The 16,857-nt window shown below is 74.0% G+C and carries 18 protein-coding genes; 9 read left to right on the plus strand and 9 right to left on the minus strand.

Features of this window, described 5'->3' with window-relative positions:
* The first annotated feature begins 155 nt into the window (after nt 1-155).
* Nucleotides 156-866, plus strand: coding sequence for a FadR/GntR family transcriptional regulator (locus AB0C12_RS31450; protein ID WP_360553481.1), 711 nt, complete (start codon nt 156-158; stop codon nt 864-866).
* Here AB0C12_RS31450 and AB0C12_RS31455 read toward each other — a convergent pair.
* Nucleotides 857-3,868: a beta-galactosidase gene (locus tag AB0C12_RS31455; protein ID WP_360553482.1), complete on the minus strand. Its 3,012-nt coding sequence runs from the start codon at nt 3,866-3,868 to the stop codon at nt 857-859. The genes AB0C12_RS31450 and AB0C12_RS31455 overlap by 10 nt on opposite strands.
* Before the next feature lie 121 nt (nt 3,869-3,989).
* On the opposite strand from AB0C12_RS31455, the gene AB0C12_RS31460 reads away from it, so the two are divergent.
* The 4 genes from AB0C12_RS31460 to AB0C12_RS31475 all read left to right on the plus strand — a co-directional run bounded on the left by AB0C12_RS31460 (nt 3,990) and on the right by AB0C12_RS31475 (nt 8,262).
* Nucleotides 3,990-4,811, plus strand: coding sequence for a methyltransferase domain-containing protein (locus AB0C12_RS31460; RefSeq protein ID WP_360553483.1), 822 nt, complete (start codon nt 3,990-3,992; stop codon nt 4,809-4,811).
* Between the two features lie 428 nt (nt 4,812-5,239).
* Nucleotides 5,240-6,031: an AbfB domain-containing protein gene (locus AB0C12_RS31465; protein ID WP_360553484.1), complete on the plus strand. Its 792-nt coding sequence runs from the start codon at nt 5,240-5,242 to the stop codon at nt 6,029-6,031.
* Nucleotides 6,032-6,072: 41 nt separating this feature from the next.
* Nucleotides 6,073-6,594 carry a hypothetical protein gene (locus tag AB0C12_RS31470; RefSeq protein ID WP_360553485.1) on the plus strand — a complete coding sequence of 174 codons (522 nt, stop codon included), beginning with the start codon at nt 6,073-6,075 and terminating at the stop codon, nt 6,592-6,594.
* Between the two features lie 54 nt (nt 6,595-6,648).
* The gene (locus AB0C12_RS31475; protein ID WP_360553486.1) at nt 6,649-8,262 is read left to right on the plus strand and encodes a diguanylate cyclase; all 1,614 of its coding nucleotides are present in this window, start codon (nt 6,649-6,651) and stop codon (nt 8,260-8,262) included.
* A 21-nt stretch (nt 8,263-8,283) separates the two neighbouring features.
* On the opposite strand, the gene AB0C12_RS31480 is transcribed toward AB0C12_RS31475, so the two are convergent.
* A complete protein-coding gene (locus AB0C12_RS31480) occupies nt 8,284-8,499 on the minus strand; it encodes a hypothetical protein (protein ID WP_360553487.1) in 216 nt (71 codons plus the stop codon).
* Here AB0C12_RS31480 and AB0C12_RS31485 point away from each other — a divergent pair.
* The 4 genes from AB0C12_RS31485 (at nt 8,498) to AB0C12_RS31500 (ending at nt 11,359) form a co-directional block, all read left to right on the plus strand.
* Nucleotides 8,498-8,836 carry a hypothetical protein gene (locus tag AB0C12_RS31485; protein WP_360553488.1) on the plus strand — a complete coding sequence of 113 codons (339 nt, stop codon included), beginning with the start codon at nt 8,498-8,500 and terminating at the stop codon, nt 8,834-8,836. The genes AB0C12_RS31480 and AB0C12_RS31485 overlap by 2 nt on opposite strands.
* A gap of 54 nt (nt 8,837-8,890) precedes the next feature.
* On the plus strand, nt 8,891-9,526 hold the full coding sequence (locus tag AB0C12_RS31490) for a TetR/AcrR family transcriptional regulator (RefSeq protein WP_360553489.1): 636 nt from the start codon (nt 8,891-8,893) through the stop codon (nt 9,524-9,526).
* A 127-nt stretch (nt 9,527-9,653) separates the two neighbouring features.
* Nucleotides 9,654-10,436 (plus strand): phosphatase PAP2 family protein, encoded by a 783-nt coding sequence (locus AB0C12_RS31495; protein WP_360553490.1) that lies wholly within the window; start codon nt 9,654-9,656, stop codon nt 10,434-10,436.
* A complete protein-coding gene (locus tag AB0C12_RS31500; RefSeq protein ID WP_360553491.1) occupies nt 10,433-11,359 on the plus strand; it encodes a hypothetical protein in 927 nt (308 codons plus the stop codon). The genes AB0C12_RS31495 and AB0C12_RS31500 overlap by 4 nt, the downstream gene beginning before the upstream one ends.
* Nucleotides 11,360-11,369: 10 nt before the next feature.
* On the opposite strand, the gene AB0C12_RS31505 is transcribed toward AB0C12_RS31500, so the two are convergent.
* From AB0C12_RS31505 to AB0C12_RS31535, 7 genes are all read right to left on the minus strand, one after another.
* Nucleotides 11,370-11,852 carry an ATP-binding protein gene (locus tag AB0C12_RS31505; RefSeq protein WP_360553492.1) on the minus strand — a complete coding sequence of 161 codons (483 nt, stop codon included), beginning with the start codon at nt 11,850-11,852 and terminating at the stop codon, nt 11,370-11,372.
* Between the two features lie 141 nt (nt 11,853-11,993).
* Nucleotides 11,994-12,662 carry an enoyl-CoA hydratase-related protein gene (locus AB0C12_RS31510; RefSeq protein WP_360553493.1) on the minus strand — a complete coding sequence of 223 codons (669 nt, stop codon included), beginning with the start codon at nt 12,660-12,662 and terminating at the stop codon, nt 11,994-11,996.
* A gap of 1 nt (nt 12,663) precedes the next feature.
* Nucleotides 12,664-13,305 (minus strand): TetR/AcrR family transcriptional regulator, encoded by a 642-nt coding sequence (locus tag AB0C12_RS31515; RefSeq protein ID WP_360553494.1) that lies wholly within the window; start codon nt 13,303-13,305, stop codon nt 12,664-12,666.
* A gap of 55 nt (nt 13,306-13,360) precedes the next feature.
* The gene (locus tag AB0C12_RS31520) at nt 13,361-14,296 is read right to left on the minus strand and encodes a DUF2332 domain-containing protein (RefSeq protein ID WP_360553495.1); all 936 of its coding nucleotides are present in this window, start codon (nt 14,294-14,296) and stop codon (nt 13,361-13,363) included.
* Nucleotides 14,297-14,306: 10 nt separating this feature from the next.
* Nucleotides 14,307-14,717, minus strand: a complete 411-nt coding sequence (tsaA, locus tag AB0C12_RS31525; protein WP_360553496.1) for a tRNA (N6-threonylcarbamoyladenosine(37)-N6)-methyltransferase TrmO — start codon at nt 14,715-14,717, stop codon at nt 14,307-14,309.
* 125 nt (nt 14,718-14,842) lie between these two features.
* The gene (locus AB0C12_RS31530; RefSeq protein WP_360553497.1) at nt 14,843-15,310 is read right to left on the minus strand and encodes a hypothetical protein; all 468 of its coding nucleotides are present in this window, start codon (nt 15,308-15,310) and stop codon (nt 14,843-14,845) included.
* A gap of 74 nt (nt 15,311-15,384) precedes the next feature.
* Nucleotides 15,385-16,857, minus strand: a complete 1,473-nt coding sequence (locus AB0C12_RS31535; protein WP_360553498.1) for a family 43 glycosylhydrolase — start codon at nt 16,855-16,857, stop codon at nt 15,385-15,387.

Consider the following 16,857-nt stretch of genomic DNA (forward strand, 5'->3'; position numbering starts at 1 on the left):
GGGGCTCACTGTTCTCCGGGCGGCCGCTGGGCCACGTGTGGTTGCGGACCGGCGCGAGGACGCGGTCGACGTCGGCGAGCAGTTCCTCGTCGAGGGGCGGGCCTTATCCTCCCGGTAGCGGCCGACCGGCCGGTCCGGGCTGAAGGGGGTCGCGCGTGGCGCTCACCGACGAGGCGATCACCAAGATCAGGGACCTGATCCAGTCCGAACAGCTCGCCCCGGGCGACCGCCTGCCACCGGAGCCGCAGCTCAGCGCGCAGCTCGGGCTGTCCCGCAGCGGGCTGCGCGAGGCCATCAAGGCGCTGGAGCTGGCCCGCGTCGTGGACGTGCGCCGCGGCGACGGCACCTACGTGACCAGCCTGGCGCCCCGGCTGCTGCTGGAGGGCTTCGGGCTGGCCGTCGACCTGCTGCGCGACGACAGCCTGCCGCAGATCATGGAGGTCCGCCGGCTGCTGGAGCCGGCCGCGACCGGGCTGGCGGCGAGCCGGATCACGCCGGCGCAGCTGGAGGAGCTGGCCGAGCTGCTGGCCCGGATGCGTGCGGCGAGCGCCGACGCCGAGCGGCTCATCGGCTACGACGCCGCGTTCCACCACGCCATCGCGGCGGCCACCGGCAACGAGTCGCTGATGTCGCTGCTCGACGGGCTCAACGGCCGGACGTTGCGGGCCCGGCTGTGGCGCGGCATGACCGACAGCCACGTCTCGGTGCGGACGATCGCCGAGCACGAGCGCATCTACCAGGCCCTGCGGGCCGGCGACGCGGTACTGGCCCAGGCGACCGCGCTGGTGCACGTCGACACCTCCGAGTCGTGGCTGCGCTCGCTGCTGCCGGACCGCGCGGACGCCGTCCACGACAATCAGCGGTAGCCCGGGGCGCGGACCGGGGCCACCGGGACACCGCCGCGGACCGTGCCGAGGTCGGTGAGCCGGACGGCCTCCAGCGTGTCCCCGGCGCCGCCGTCGCTGGTCACGGCCAGGGCCAGGGTGTTGCGGCCGCGCGGGTTCAGCAGGCCCGCCGGCAGAACGAAGGTGTGCTGCGGCCCGACGTCGGCGACGTACTGGCCGATGTTCCAGCCGTTGAGGAAGATCAGCGCGCGGTAGTGCCCGCCGGAGCGTGGGACGGCCGGATCGCCGATGGTCAGGCCCAGCGAGGCGTCGTGCCCGCGCGGGACGGCGAGGCGGAACGACGTGCGGTACCAGGACGTGCCGGGCGCAGCCGTGGTGTCCGGCACCGTCCGGGTGGCCCAGCCCCGGTCCGGGAAGCCGGGCAGCTGCCAGCCGGTGCGCTCGCCGTGGAGGCCGCCGGCGTTGAGCGGGCCGCGTACCGGATCGGCCGGGGTCTCCCCGCCCGCGTTGCCCTGGATCCGCCAGGTCGTCGGCAGGCCGGTGGCCGCGGCGATCAGCCCGCGGCCCTCCTTGTGCGCGTCGTTGACGCCGCCGTCCTGGTTGTGGCCGTTGTTGCGGACCATCACCGACAGCACATGGTCGCCGCCGGTGCGCAGCGCCTCGGGCACAGTGAATGTGGCCGTGCCGGTGGTCGGCGGCGCGGCCAGGGCGCTGGGCAGCACGTGCTGGCCCAGGTAGGTGCCGTCGAGCCAGGCCTGCACCAACCCGGCGCCGCCACCGCCGTAGGTCAGGGCCACGCTGGCGGGCACGGTGCCGGTGAAGCGTCCCCGGTACCAGACGTCGCCGTGGTGGAAGCCGTAGTCGTCGGCGGTGAGCACCGGCTGCCCGGCCGGCGGCTCGGTGGTGCTGTTGGTGGCCGTCCGGTCGGCGACCGTCCACAGCGAGTCGTCGAAGCCGGGGGCCTTCTCCGGGGACCCGCTCGCATAGTGCCAGGGCCGGGCGGACAGGTCGGGCAGCGTGACGGGCTTCGGCCCGGGCAGGGCGGTGCGGCTGCGCAGGCTGCCGGTGCCGGTCGGCCGGACGCCGACGCCGGTGCCGTTCCAGGTCGCGGCGCGCACGCCGGCCGGCGCCCAGATCTCGAGGTCGGTCGCGGCGGCGGTGTCGCCGGTCAGGTGCACGGTGCGGCCCCGGACCTCGGCGGTACGGGCCAGCGCCGGCCCGCGTACGAGCACCGGCCCGGCCGCGGTCTCGAGCCGCCAGATGGCGTCGGCGGCGCTGTCCGCGGCGAGCAGGAGCAGCAGGGGCGGGCGGCCGCCGCCGGTGACGCGTACCTGGGCCAGGCCGGTGTGGGTGTAGTTGAGCCGCAGGTCGCCGGTGGCCGCGTCGAAGGTGCTGGTGACTGTGGCGTCGCCCGTTACCGTGACGGTCGGTGCGGACGCGTACCGCAGCACGGTCTCGCCGTTCTCGCCGTCGCGACCGTGCAGGGCCAGGAGGCCGTGGGAGCCGTGCGCGGCGTGGGTGGTGATCTCGGAGGTGGAGTAGACCAGGTGCTGACCCTCGACGTCGTACCCGGCGACGAGGATCTTGGCGTCCTGCCCGTTGAGCCGCAACTGCCCGGACTGCGGCACGGTGTACGAGCCGTCGCCGGTCTCGACCGGGAACCGGAAGGTGTCGTTCGTCGTGCCGTTCGAGGGGTTGTGCACGGCGTGGTAGAAGTGCGTACCGGTGTCGGGGTTGACGTTGTGGTAGAGCTTCACCGCGGCCGACGACGCGGTCACCGGCGGGCCGGCGTCCACCTTGGTCAGTGGTGCGACGCTCTGCACGAAGGAGCCGAGCTGTTTCATGGCCAGCGCCTTGGGCCGCAGCTGCCGGGCCTCGCTGATCGCGGCGCCGTAGTCGTAGGAGCTGTAGACCACCGGCGCCGGCAGCCAGCCCCAACTGGTGCCGCCGAAGGTCATGTAGAAGTTCTGGATGCTCAGCCGGTTGGCGATGTTGGTGCCGTAGAACACCCGCTCGTAGCCGGGTCCCTGCCGCACGGCCGTACACGGGTAGGTCCCGTTGCTGCCCCAGTAGTCGAACCAGCCGCCGCCGAACTCGGCGGTGAAGCCGGGCGTGTCCGGCGAGGCGGAGGCGCCGCCACGGGCGCCGCCCGGGCCGTGGATGCCCCAGTCCGGCGCGGTGTTGGGGCTGCCCGGGGTGGCATCGGTACGGCAGGTGCCACCCGGATACCCGTCGAACGCGTACAGGTCGACGGGTCCCTCCACGGTGCCGGCGACGCCCGCACCAGCGGGCACCCAGCGCCCCTCTCGGCCCTTGTCGTTGTGGAAGATCGGCACGGTGACGCCGTCGGCGCGGACCCTGTCCCGCAGGTGCGTCAGGTAGGTGCGCTGGGTCGTCGCGGTGTTGGCCAGCTCGTTCTCGATCTGGTAGAGGATCACCGTGCCGGTGCCGTCGGTGAGCTGGTGGCGCTTGATGACGGCATCGACGGCGGTGAGCCACTCGTCGGCCGCGGCCAGATGGTCGGGGGCATCGGTGCGGGCCCGGCCGGCCTGGGTGGTCAGCCAGCCCGGATAGCCGCCCGCGTCGACCTCCGCGTTGATGTACGGCCCCGGCCGCGCGATGACGTAGAGCCCGACCTCGGCCGCGATGGCCAGCAACCGGTCCATGTCCCGGACGCCGGTGAAGTCGTAGACCCCGGGCGCGGGCGAGTGGTAACCCCAGTCGAAGTAGACGGAGACCGTGTTGTAGCCGGTCGCCCTCATCTTCTGCAGCACGTCGCGCCACAGGCCCGGGCTCGGCAGCCGGAACGGGTGGAACTCCCCCGACCACACGTAGGTGCGCCGCCCGTCCAGGATGAGCGAGTACCGGTCGTAGCCGATGGTGTGCGCGGCAGCGGCCCGCGGTGGGGCGGGCTGGGGTGGGGCGGCCGGCGCCGCGGCGGCGTGGACCAGGCCGGCACCGGCGGCGAACAGGGCGACGACGGCGAGCCAGAAGCGGCGCCGCAAGCGGCGTGGGTCGGTCATCTCATCCCCGGTGAACGTCAGATGTCTGGGGTGTCCCGCCGAAGTTATCGATGAAATCCGATGTCCACAAGCCACGATGATCCGATGTCCGCCGGCGGGGCGGCCGCCCGGAAGGGGAACCATGAGCGAGTCGTACGACCGGTACCGGCGGGACCTGTGGCGGGACAAGGCCGAGGCCTACCGGCGCAGCTTCGCGAGCCTGTGCGCGCACCCCGTCCCGCTGCTGCTCGACGCGGTCCGGGCCGCGGCCGGGTCCCGCGTCGCCGACGTGGGCTGCGGCACGGGTTCGGTCAGCGCGGCCGCGGCGGCCCGCGGGGCGGCGGTGACGGCGATCGACGCCGAGCCCGGCATGGTCCGGGCGACCGCGTCCCGTCTTCCGGGAGTACGGCCGGTGATCGGCGCGCTTCCGGACCTGCCCCTGCGGACGGCGGGCTTCGACGCCGTGGTGGCGAACTTCGTGGTCAACCACGTCGCCCGGCCCGCGGCGGCCGTCGCCGAGCTGCGCCGGGTGGCCCGTCCGGGCGGCCGGGTCGGCGTCACGGTGTGGCCGCAGCCCGCGCCGCCGCTGCAGCGCTTGTGGGACGAGGTCATCGCGGCGGCCGGCGTCACCCGTCCGGTCACGCCGGCACCGGCCACGGCGGACGACTTTCCCCGGACCCGCGACGGTCTCGCCGACCTGCTGCGGGAGGCCGGTCTGACCGACGTGGACCCGCGGACCGTCGCCTGGGAGCACCGGGTCGATCCGGAGCTGTGGTGGTCGGGGGCAGCCGCGGGGCTGGCGAGCATCGGGCACGTGGTCGCCCGGCAGGACGCGGACACCGTCGCGCGGATGAAGGCCGCCTACGACCGGCTGGCCGGCGCGCATCTCGACAGCGCGGGCCGGCTGTGCCTGCCCACCTCGGCATTGCTGGCCGCCGGGACGGTCCCGGCGACGGACCGGTGACCGATCCCGCTTCCCCGGAATCGTCGTGACATTCACCGGAATGGGTGGTCGTCGATATCGGCGACAGATGGACAACGGCTCGGACCGCCGGTCGGAGGCGGTGCGGCCGGTGTGCACGGCACCATTCCCGGATGTCCGGCGATGTAAGGGTTGCGAAGTTGGCGCAGAGGCCGGAGCATATCCGCGTCGGCCGTCGCGGTTTCCCGTGGTCCGGCCTGATTCTCGGCGAACGGAAACGCATGACCTCTGAGGACGACGCCCGGACCCGGTTGCGGGTCGGCGGGTGGCTACCCCCGTACCAGGCATTTCCGCCCGACCCGGACCCGCTTACTCCACCGGTTGTTTACCGTTCACATTCTCGGGCCGATGTCGCTCCATCTTATGAATTAAGTGCACCGACAAAGGGCGAGCGACGCCGTTCCCTGGCGATGTTCTGCGCCGCCGTGGCGGGCCTGCTGCTGATCGGTGTCGCGCTCACCCAGTTCGGCGGAAAACCCGGGCCGCCCGCGCACCGGGGACTGCCGTTGCCCGCCGCGCCGGCCTTCCCGCCACCGGCGGGCCTGCCCGGGCCGGCCGCCGGCAGCCCGTCCGGCGACCCGGCGCCGGCCCGGCCGGCCTCGCGGCCACCGACCGCGGGCACCCCGACCACGGCCGCGCGGCAGCAACGCCCACCGGTCGCGGCGGCGGCCACCACGACAACCACCCGCCGGCCGGCGCCCGGCATCACGGGAACGCAGCCCACAGGAACGCAGCCCTCGCGATCCCGGCCGGCGACAGCACCGGTCGCGGCGCTGCGGGCGGGGTCCGCGGTCAGCCTCGAGCTCGCCGACGCCCCCGGCTACCGGGTCCGCCACCGCGACTTCCGGGGCCGGACCGACCGGATCGGGACGGGCAGCTCCGCACTGGAGCGGGCCGACGCCCGGTTCGTCGTCCGGCCGGGTCTGGCCGACGGTTCCTGCGTGTCGTTCGAGTCGAGCAACTATCCCGGCTCGTTCCTGCGGCACCGCGACTTCCGGATCCGGCTGGACCGGGCCGACCGGACCCGGCTCTTCGCCCGGGACGCCACGTTCTGCCCCGTGACCAGCAGCCGCGCCGGCGTCGTCGCACTGCGTTCGCACAACTACCCGGACAGGTTCCTCACCGAGGACGGTTCGCTGCTCGGCCTGACGCCCGCGACGACCGGCACGGCGACCCGGTTCGTCGTCCGCCCCCCGCTCTGATCACCCGTTCGCGGCACGGCGAACGGGAGAGGAATGAGGCAATGCCCCCACCCACCGACGGCGAACCGTCGAGCAGTCTGCAGGCCATCGCGCTGTGGGCGGAGAAGGTTCACGGCGCCCGGGACATCCGGGAGCTGTGGGTGCCGCTCGACACCGACCTGCGCACGACCATCGCCCAGAGTTTCCTGCTCGGCATGAACCAGCCGCCCGACGACGACCGGGCCGCCGCCCTGGCGGCCCGCGACTCCGCCGACCCCTGGTTCGCCGACATGCTCCAGGTGTGCGCCCGCCACTGGCGGCGGTTCTACGCGTTCCTCGCCGCCGGCGTGCCCACGGCCAGCCGCTCGCAGCCCGTCGGCGCCGACATGGAGCTGACCGTGGTGCCCACACTGGCCCACTCCGGCGCGCCCGACCGCGGCCCGTCGGCCACGAGCCAGGCGTTCATCACCCGGCTGAGCCCCGACCGCGGCTGGCTCATCGCGGCGCTGAGTCACAAGCTGCCCGTGCCGGGCTGGCCCCCGACCGAGTGGACCGTCCCGCACCTGCGCAAGCGCCGGCCCTAGCCGGCGTCGGCCGGATCGCTCAGGTACGCCCGCCGGCAGCCGAAGGTGTCGGCCATGAGCGCGATGCTTTCCGCGGTGCACGGGCCGGACACCGGCGCGCCGTCGCGGGGCCCGGCCGGGGTGGGCCGGGAGTCCCTGGCCGCGCTGCTGCTCGACCTGGAGCTGCGCACGGCCGACGACTTCCGGTCGGTGGCCGGGCCGGCCCGTCGCGCCGAGCGGACCGCCCGCCGGCACGGCTGGGCCGACCTGGAGAAACGCGCCGAGCTGGTCACCGGTGACGTGCTCGGCCGGCTGGGCCGGGTGGCCGAGCAGGGCCGGATCGCCAAGTCCGTCAACATGTGGGCCGAGGAGCACGCCGACCGGTACCTGCTGGCCCGCAGCCACCGCCTGCTGGCCATCTTCCACCGGTGCCTGGGCGACGCCGCGGAAGCGCTCACCCACGCGGCCCCGGGTGCCGAGTACGCCGACGCCGCGCCACCGCTGATCCGCGCGAGCCACCTCATCACCCTGGCCCTCGTGCTGGACGTGAACGGCTCGTACGCGCAGGCCCACGAGCAGTTCGCCGCCGCGCTGGAGATCGCCACCGCGCACGACGCGGCCCCCATGGAGATCACCATCCTGAACAACCTGGCGTTCACCGCGTACGAGAACGACGACCTGGCCGAGGCCGACGCGCTGGTGGCCCGGATCCGGGGCATCGCGGCCCGGCACGCCCTGGTGCTCGACGGGCTGTACCTGGACACCATCGCCCGGATCAGCCTGCGGCACGGCCGGCCCGCCGAGGCGCTGGAGGTGCTGCGGCCGGTGCTCGACGACCCGGCCGGCCCGCTGGTGACCGAGGGCGACGCGCTGCCCGAGTGCCTGCTCACCGCGGCCGAGGCGTACCGGTCCGGCGGGCAGCCCGAGCAGGCCCGGGCGGCGCTGGACGAGGCCGCCCGGCTGGCCGGTGAACGCGCACTGGCCGGCGTCGCGGCCCGGGTCCACGAGGCCCGCGCCGAACTGTTCGCGACGACCGGCGACTTCCCGGCCGCGTACGCGGAGTACCGCCTGTTCCACGCCGCGACCGAGCAGCTGCACAGCGCCCAGCGGGAGATGCGGGCGCACGCGGCGCAGGCCGTCTTCGAGACCGCCGAGGCCCGCCGGGCCACCGAGCAGTTCCGCCAGCTGGCCCTGCGCGACCCGCTGACCGGCCTGTACAACCGCCGGCACGTCGACGAGCAGCTCGAACGGCTGGTGGATTCAGCGATGCGCGACGGGACCACGCTGTCCGTGGCGCTGCTCGACCTCGACTTCTTCAAGCGGGTCAACGACACGTTCTCGCACGGCGTCGGTGACCAGGTTTTGCAGCAGGTGGCCGCGCTGCTGGGCACGGCCGTCGCCGAACCGGCGCTCGCGGCGCGGCTGGGCGGCGAGGAGTTCGTGCTGGTGCTGCCGGGCACGGATCCGGTCACCGCGGCGGCCTTCTGCGAGCACCTGCGCCGGAAGCTGCGCGGGCATCCGTGGGCGGAGCTGACCGGCAGCCTGCCGGTGACCGCCAGCATCGGGGTGACGACCTACACCGGCGGCACGACCAGCGCGTCCACCCTGCTCTCGCTGGCCGACCGCAACCTGTACGCCGCCAAGCACGCGGGCCGCGACCGGGTCGTGCACGACGCGTCCCGCCGCTGACCCCGGCCGGCGTCCTCGGCGTCAGGGTTTGAGGACGATCTTCTCGCAGTTGTCCTGCTTGTTCTTGAAGATGTCGAAGCCGTGCTCCGCCTCCTCGAGCGGCAGGGTGGGGGTGATGATCCGGGTCGGATCGAGCTCGCCGCGCTCGATGCGCTGCAGCAGCGGCTTCAGGTAGCGCTGGACGTGGCACTGCCCGGTGCGCAGGGTCAGTGACCGGTTGATCCAGGCGCTGTCCATGGCGAACTGGCCGACCGGGCCGGCGCCCCCCACCGCCACGACGGCCGAGGCGGCGGACCGCGTCGCCGCCGTTCACCGGGTGGTGGGCGACGGCGGAGATCTGCGCTACGTCGCCTCGCGGCCGGCCGGCCGGGTACGGCTGCTGACCGTGATCGCCATGGTGGCCTGGCTGATCATCGCGCACGACCGGTGGGAGAAGCCGGACCGGGAGACGCCGGCCGAGCTGGCCCGGAGGAGACAGTCCGGGCCGCGGCCTGTGGTTACCACCCGGAACCCGGCGGCTGGCACGACGAGAAAGATTCATCCGGCCGCGGTGGCGAGTGATCCACAGCACTAAAGTTTCCGGTTTGGAAAACTTGCTGGTTCGGAAAAAAACCGTAGCCTCAAGGTCATGACGGACGAGCTCGGGCTGCGCGAGCGCAAGAAGCTGGCGACCCGCCGGGCTCTCTGCGACGCCGCGCTCAAGCTCGCCCTCGACGAGGGGGTCGCCACCCTCACCCCCGAGCGGATCGCCGAGGAAGTGCACGTCTCCCCGCGGACGTTCCGCAACTACTTCTCCAGCAAGGAGGAGGCGATCGTCGCCGGGCTGCGGGACCGGGCCCACGAGGTCGCCGACAACCTGCGCGGGCGGCCCGTCGACGAGTCGATCTGGGATTCGCTGCGCGCCGTTCTGCTGCCGTCGGTCGAGACCGGGATGCCGGGGCACGACCTGATGAACCTGCTCGGCCTCATCCGCTGCCACCACGCGCTGCTGGCCGAGCACCTGACCGGCTTCGAGGACCTGAGCCGGCGGATGGCCGAGGTCATCGCCGAGCGCACCGGCACGGACGTGCAGCGCGATGTCTACCCGCGGCTGCTGGCCGACGCGTCGGGCATCGCGCTCAAGACCAGCCTGGGCCTGTGGGCCACCGGCACCACCGGGCGCAGTCTCGCCGACATCTTCGGCGAGGCCCTCGACCTGCTCAGCCGGGGCCTGCCGATCCCCGCCCCGGCGCACTCCGCGGATACCGGTCCGCCGCTCGGCTGAGCCTCCCCCGTTCCCCACCCCGCCCTCCGGCCGCCCCGGCCGGCGGACGGCACCGCACGCCCCGCCGACGACCGCGCCGACGGTAAGTACCTGCCGATCACCGGCGTGAACCATCGGAGGGACCGGCATGAGCCTGGTCAGGAGAACGCCGGTCGCCGACCCGGCCGCGCGGCCCCGGGCACTGCCGGAGCTGGCCCTGGTGGTGGGGCTCTTCCTCGCGTACAAGCTGGCCCGGCTGCTGATCCAGGGCCGCGACGACGTCGCCGTCGGCAACGCCTGGCGGATCTGGGACCTGGAACGGTTCCTGCGCCTGCCCGGCGAGGTGGCCGTGCAGCACGCGGTGGTCGGGCAGCCGGCCCTGCTCGAGGCGGCGAACACCTTCTACGCGTACGTGCACTTCCCGGCGACCGCCGCGTTCCTGCTCTGGATGTTCCTGCGCCGGCCGGAGTACTACCGCTGGGCCCGGCGCAGTCTCGCCGGGCTGACCGCCGCCGCGATGGTCGTGCACGTGCTGCTGCCGCTGGCGCCGCCCCGGATGCTCACCGCCACCGGGATGCTCGACACCGGCCGGCTGTTCGGGCCGATGGTCTACGGCGACCCGGCAACCGACACACTCACCAACCAGTACGCCGCGATGCCGTCGCTGCACGTGGGCTGGGCTCTGGCGGTCGCGGTGACCCTGATCGCGGTGACCCGCGGGCCGTGGCGCTGGGCCTGGCTGGCCCATCCCGCGCTGACGCTGCTGGTCGTGGTGGTGACCGGCAACCACTACTGGATGGACGGGATCGTCGCCGCGGCCCTGCTCGTCGCCGTGCTGGTGGTGTGCCCGTGGCCGGGCCGGCAGCCGCACGCCGTCTTCGGGCGCGTGGTTCCGCAACCGGCCCCCGTCGCCGTGGAGCAGCCGGCATGAGCGCGTCCCTGATCGCCACCGTGCTGCTGTCGCTGCTGTCGGCCGTGGCGTACGCGCTCGCCGCGGTGGTGCAGGAGCGTCTCGCCGCGGCGCCGCGCTGGTGGATGATCATCAGCCTGAACGGCGGTGGGGCGCTGCTGCACGTGGGCGCGCTGGCCTACGGGTCGCTCGCGGTGGTGCAGCCGCTGGGTGCCCTGACCCTCGTGGTGGCGTTGCCGGTCGGGGCGGCGACCGCCGGACGACGGGTCCGCGGCCGCGAGTGGCGCGGCGCGCTGGCGACGATCGCCGGCCTGGTGGCGCTGCTGCTGGCCGTCGGCCCGGCCGCTCCGACGCAAGCCCTGACCGACGCCCAGGTGCTGGCCCTTGTGCTCCTGGCGGCGGCGCTGATCGGGGGACTCGCCGGGCGGGCGTACCGTGCGGTTCCGGGTCCGGCCCGGCTGCCGGGGCTGCGGCTGGCCGCGGCCGGCGGGATCGCCTTCGCCGCGGCGTCGGCGCTGACCCAGACCGCCCTGCTGCGGATCGGCGCCGACGGGCTCGCCGCGCTGGAACAGCCGGCGGTGGCCGGCACGGTCCTGACGCTGGTCACCCTCTCCGCGGCGGGGCTGCTGCTGTCGCAGGCGGCCTACCGGTACGGGCTGGGCGGGCCGCTCGCGACTCTGACCATCGTCAACCCGGTGGCCGCCGCGGGCATCGGGGTGGTGCTGCTCGGGCTGGGTGCCGGGTTGACGCTGCCGGCGGTGCTCGCAGCCGCCCTGGGCGCTGTCGTCTCGGCCGTCGGCGTGGTGCTGCTGGCGACCCCCGGCCGGCCCACGCCGCGACCCGCCTGCCGCAAGGCGCTCCGGCCGGTGCGGCGGCGCCCGCGGCACCGGCCGATGACCCAACGCAACCGGCGCCCGGCCTCCCGCACGCCGTCCCTGCGCTGACCGCCCCGGGTCAGGGGCTGGGTGGTGCGGTCATCGGCGCCGTCAGGCATCGGGTCACGGTCACCGTGACGCCGTCCGGGCCGTCGCTGATCAGCAGGGTGTCGGTCAGGAGGCGCGCCAGCAGGATGCCGCGACCGCCGGGGACGTCGGCCGCGGGCGGCCCCGCGGTCACCGGCAGCTCCCCCGCGAAGCCCGCACCCCGGTCGCTGATGTCCGCGATCAGGGTGTCGGCGTCCAGGGTCAGCCGCAGCGAGCCGTGCCCGCCGCCGTGCCGCACGGCGTTGGTGACCAGCTCGTTCACCGCCGCCACGAAGTCGTCGAGGGCGTCGTCGTGCAGTCCGGCGGCTGCGGCGTGACGCCGCAGGTCGTGCCGGAGGTCCGTGATGTCGTCGGTGGTGAAGGCGCGCGTGAACACCTCGGTCGCCGAGGTCACCGGCCCCGCGCCCGCACTCGCCCCGCTGTTCTGGGTGAGCGGGGACTCCGGGGTGGCCACCCAGGAACCATAGCCCTGCCGCCCCGGGCCCTGAGATCGGCAAAAGCATCGTTGTCCTGGGACAACGGTTTTGCGGGGGCCGGACCGGTGCCCGCGGGGCCCCGCCGTGGGTGTCGCGGTGAATGCCGGGTGCACCCGGGGTCAGCTCGCGGGGGCGGCGGCGAGCAGCGCGGCGGCCGCGGTGGCGAACATCGTGGACTTGATGCTGCCGAGGGTGTCGCGGTCCTTGCCGGCGAGCGGTCGCACCGCCTCGGTGGCCGCGGCGACCAGGCCGGCTTCGTCGGCCGCCCGGTCGACCAGCCCGGTCGCGACCGCCGTGGGCGCGTCGAAGCGCCGGCCGGTGGTCATCGCGGCGATCGCGGCGGCCGGGGTCACCTTGGCCTGGATCAGCGCGGCCATCCCGGGCGTGAACGGGATGGTGATGTCGACCTCCGGGAAGCAGAAGTAGCCACGGTCGGCCCGCATGATCCGGAAGTCGTGGGCCATCGCCAGCATCGCCCCGGCGCCGAAGGCGTGCCCGTTGATCGCCGCGATCGTCGGCACCGGCAGGGTGAGCAGCCGGGCCAGCAGCCGCTGCACGTCGGCGAGGTACCGCGGCGCCTGATCCCCGTTGGCGCCGAGCCAGCCCAGGTCCAGGCCGTTGGAGAAGAACTTGCCCTGGCCGGTGGTGACCAGCGCCACCGCCTCGGAGCCCTGCACGACGACGTCGAGCAGGTCGTCGACGGCGGCGATCCAGGACGGCGAGAAGCGGTTCTCGTCGTCGCCGAGGTCGAGGATGTGGACGGGGTGGTCCTGGTGCAGGGTCGGCATGTCAGCCCTTCCGGGTCGGTGGTGCGGGCGGCGGGAGGTCGAGCACGGCACGGACGGCCGCGGCGAGGCGCCGGCGGTGGTCGGCGTCGATGAACACGGCGCCGTCGGCGGACGGGCCGGTCAGGGCGCGGCGGAACAGGGCCGTGGGCAGGTCGACGACGCAGGTGGTGATGACCTCCACCGCGTACCGGTCGCGGCGGTCCCACAGCAGCTCGGCCAGCCGGATCAGGATCTGCACCAGCCGGGCGTCGAGCCCGTGCAGGGCGTCGGCGTCGGTCTCCGGCAGCTCCGGGCCGAGCAGCTGCTCGCGCCGGACGGTGAAGAGCATGCGGGCCGCGGCCGGGCGCCGCTCGGCGAAGATCGCCGGCGCGGTCGCGGCGGCGACCACCGCCTCGCGGGCGCCGCCCGGCCGGGCCTCGTCGATGAGCTCGGCCTGCAGCCGCAGGAAGGCCTCCGCCGCCCGCAACCAGGCCCGGGCGAGCAGCGTGTTGAGCGAGCCGAACGCGTGGTAGATGGTGCCGTTGGGCACGTCCGCCGCGGCGGTCAGGCCGCGCACCGTGACACCGCCGGCGCCCAGCTCGGCGGCGAGGCGCTCGGCGGTGTCGAGCAGGTGGTCGAGGTCGTGGACGCGGCGGCGAGGCACCCGACAGTTATATCAGAGCAGTCGCTCCAATAACTCACCCGTGGGAAGCTCCCGGTCAGCCGAACCAGGTCAGCGCCTGGCCGTGGGAGCGGGTCCAGGCCAGTGGCTTGCCGTCGAGGGACAGCACATTGTGGAGCGCGTCGTCCGGCGGGGCTGGGAGCCCGTCGTGGGCCAGGACATCCGCGGCCTCGTTGGCCACCCAGTGTCCGGGCAGAGTGGTCACCAGCTCGGCGAACGCCCTCCGGCGCGGCTCCGGCACCTGGTAGAGCACCGAGGTGTGCAGCACCACCAGCGTCGCGCCGGCCGGGGCCCGGGCGGCCAGGGCCGGCAGGTCGTCGACCAGGTCGCCGCGGATCAGCAGCGGCGGGTCGGCGGCGGCGACAGCGGCGGCTTCCCGCAGCCGGGTCCGGCGGTGCTCCTGCTCGGGCCAGATCAGGCAGTCGAGCCAGGCGACGTCCGCCGGGTCGGTGACGTCCAGCGGATTCAGGTCGAGGCCGGCCCGCCACACCACCCGCGGGAGCGTGTCCGGTGGGACCAGTCCGGTCGCGGCGCATTCGAGGAGCGGCGTTCCGGTGCCGACGGTGTGGTCGCCGTAGCGGTAGGCGTACCGGTCCGGATAGAGGCACAGCCCGGCCGACGCACCGACCTCGATCAACGCCAGCGGCTGCGGCAGCGCCGCCAGGACCGGCAGCAGGGCGGCGCAGCGGCCCGGCTCGTTGGTCTGCGTGGCCCGGGTACGCATCCGCGGCTCGATCGCCGGCCAGTTCGCCCGCGCCCAGGCCGGGAACCCGTCGGGCTCGCGCACCGGCCCGCCGAGCGAGCGCACCACCCCGAACAGCAGGTTCGGCTGCTGTTTCTCCGGTGGCAGCGTGCCGATGAGGGCCAGCAGCCCGGCGTCGGCGGCGACCGCGTACGAGAGGCGTTCGTAGGTGGACGAGATCCCGGAGGCCTCGCGGGCGGCGAACTCGGCGTACCTGTCGGCGATGGTCATGCTGTCCTGTCTACCGCTGCTCGACCACCGTCAGCACAGGCTTGATGTCGAGGACCGGCGTCCCGTCGAGCGCTTCGAGGGCCGCGACGGTGACCACCCCCGCCGTGACCTCGGCGACGGTCACCTCGTGCAGGCCGATCGGATTCGGCCGGTCCTGCGACCGGGTGCTGAACACGCCCGTCTCCGCGCGTTCGGGATCGTCGCGGGGCCGCACCCGCAGCGTCGCCCGGTCGGCCCGGTCCAGCCAGGTCAGCACGACGACCCGGTCGCCGGCGCGCAGGTCCGCGGCGGCCGGCGCGGCCTCGGGAGTCAGCTCGATCCGTGCCCGCGGTGCGCCCTCGTCGGGCTGGCGCGGCGCCTCGCGCGGGTCGGTGAGCGGGGACCGCACCACCCCGATCGGCACCACGACGATGTCCGGCATCCCTACCTCCCGTTCGGCGTCGAACCCCGAGCCTACGACCGGACGAGCTCCCTGCGGACCGGCGACAGGACCCCGGCGCCGACCCTTCCGCGGCGCGCGGCCCCGGCCGGCGGCGGGTCCGGCGGTCAGGAGTCCTGGCTGATCGCGAAGGCGATGAGGGCGATCAGGACGAGCGGGATCGCCAGCCCGATGACGGCCGTCGGCCGCTGCAGCAGCCGGGGGCCGGGGTTCATCGGCGGCCGGCTCGGCCCGTACGGGTTGGGCTGCGGCGCGCCGAGGTGCGCCACCTGGCCCCGCCTGACCAGGTTGATCAGCACCGTGATCGGCGTGATGATCAGCGACGCCCAGCCGTACCAGCCCTGGACCAGGGTGCGGGCGGTCATCGCGCGGAACGTGGCCAGCCCGCAGTCGCGGCAGAACGGGCCCGGCTGGCTCAGGAAGCGCATCACGATGACGAAGCCCTGGTGGCCGCGGAAGGTCACCGGCGCGGCCGGCACGCTGCCGCACATCCGGCAGGCGACGACCAGGAACTGGCCCTGGCCGGGGACGGCCCGGCCCGGGACGGCGGCGGACTGCTGCTGGGGGTGGGACACGACTCTCCTCGGGAACTCCGACGACGGCGGGGCCGCGTCAGGTTACTGAGTGATCGCCGTGTCCGCTGCCCCGGCTACTCGAGGATGAAGGTGGCGTCCGCCCGATCGGTCGCGGTCGAGACGGCCTGTACGTAGATCAGGTTGTCGTAGTGGCGCAGGTACCGGCCGGGGTAGTTGACCGACTCGAACGACACCGTCCCGCTGCCGGTCAGGCCCGGTCGCCGGTTGAAGCTGGCGTCGGAGCGGAAGGCCGCCGTGCCGTCGTCACGGCGTACCCAGCCCTCGAAGTTGCTGTGCCGCAGGTAGTAGCCCGGGAAGTTGGTGGACTCCAGGGACACCGTCCCGCCGCCGGCCAGGCCCGGGACCAGGCGGAACTGGGAGTCCGCGAGCGGCTTGACCGCGGCCTCGGTACGCGCCCGGTACTCCCAGTGGCGGACGAAGCGGTCCGGGTAGTTGGCCGACTTCAGGCGTACCGGGGTGGCGCCGTCGGGCACCGGGATGCCGAAGTCGGGGGTGCCGTCGGCGTTCCAGTAGAGCTTCTGCACCCGGGTACGGCGGTTCGGGTCCTTGAGCGGGTCGCCGTTGATCGTCGGGTAGTTGCGGTCGTGGTAGACGAGGATGTCGCTCTGGCCGTCCTCCGAGGTGGTGAAGGAGTTGTGGCCGGGGCCGTACTGGCCGGTGCCGGCGTTGCTGACGAAGACCGGGTCGGGGGTCTTCGTCCAGGACGACGCGCTGAGCAGGTTGCTGGTGGCCGAGGCGGTCAGCAGCCCCAGGCAGTAGTTGGCGTCGGTCGCGCTGGCCGAGTACGTCAGGAACACCCGGCCGTTGCGCTGGATCACCGCGGGTCCCTCGTTCACCTCGACCCCGCCCCGGCGTTCCCAGGCCAGCGTCGGCACGGCGATCCGCGTCGGGGTGCCGGTGATGGTCCACGGGTTGCTCATCCGGGCGATGTAGAGGTTGGAGTTGGTGTCGACGCCCGGCTCCGCCTGTGCCCAGACCAGATACCGCACGCCGTTGGTGACGAAGGTCGAGGCGTCCAGGGCGAAGGTCTCCCAGGAGGTACGGATCTGGCCCTTCTCGGCCCACGACGCGGTGAGCGGGTTGGCGCCCGTGCCTTCCAGCACGTACATCCGGATGGCCCAGATGTCGTTGGTGGCGCCGGCGGCGAAGTAGACGTACCACTTGCCGTCGATGAAGTGGATCTCCGGGGCCCAGATGTGCGCGCCCATGATGCCGCTGGTGTGCCGGCGCCAGATCACCGTCTCCGGCGCGGTGGACAGGCCCTGGATGGTGGTGGCCCGGCGCAGCACGATGCGGTCGTACTCGGGCACCGTCGCGGTGAAGTAGTAGTAGCCGTCGGTGTGCTTGACGATGTGGGCGTCGGCCCGCTGGTTGACCAGCGGATTGGTGTACTGCACCGCGGGCGAGGCGGCGGCGGGCGTGGCGCCCGTCAGCGTCGCGGCGAGGAGACTGAGGATCGCGGCGGCGGCGATCAGGGCTGGACGCCACCGGCCGGGCCGGGCGGGGGGACTCGCGGGGACGGTCAT

This window comes from Actinoplanes sp. NPDC048967, from assembly GCF_040649415.1.
Taxonomy (GTDB): Bacteria; Actinomycetota; Actinomycetes; order Mycobacteriales; family Micromonosporaceae; genus Actinoplanes.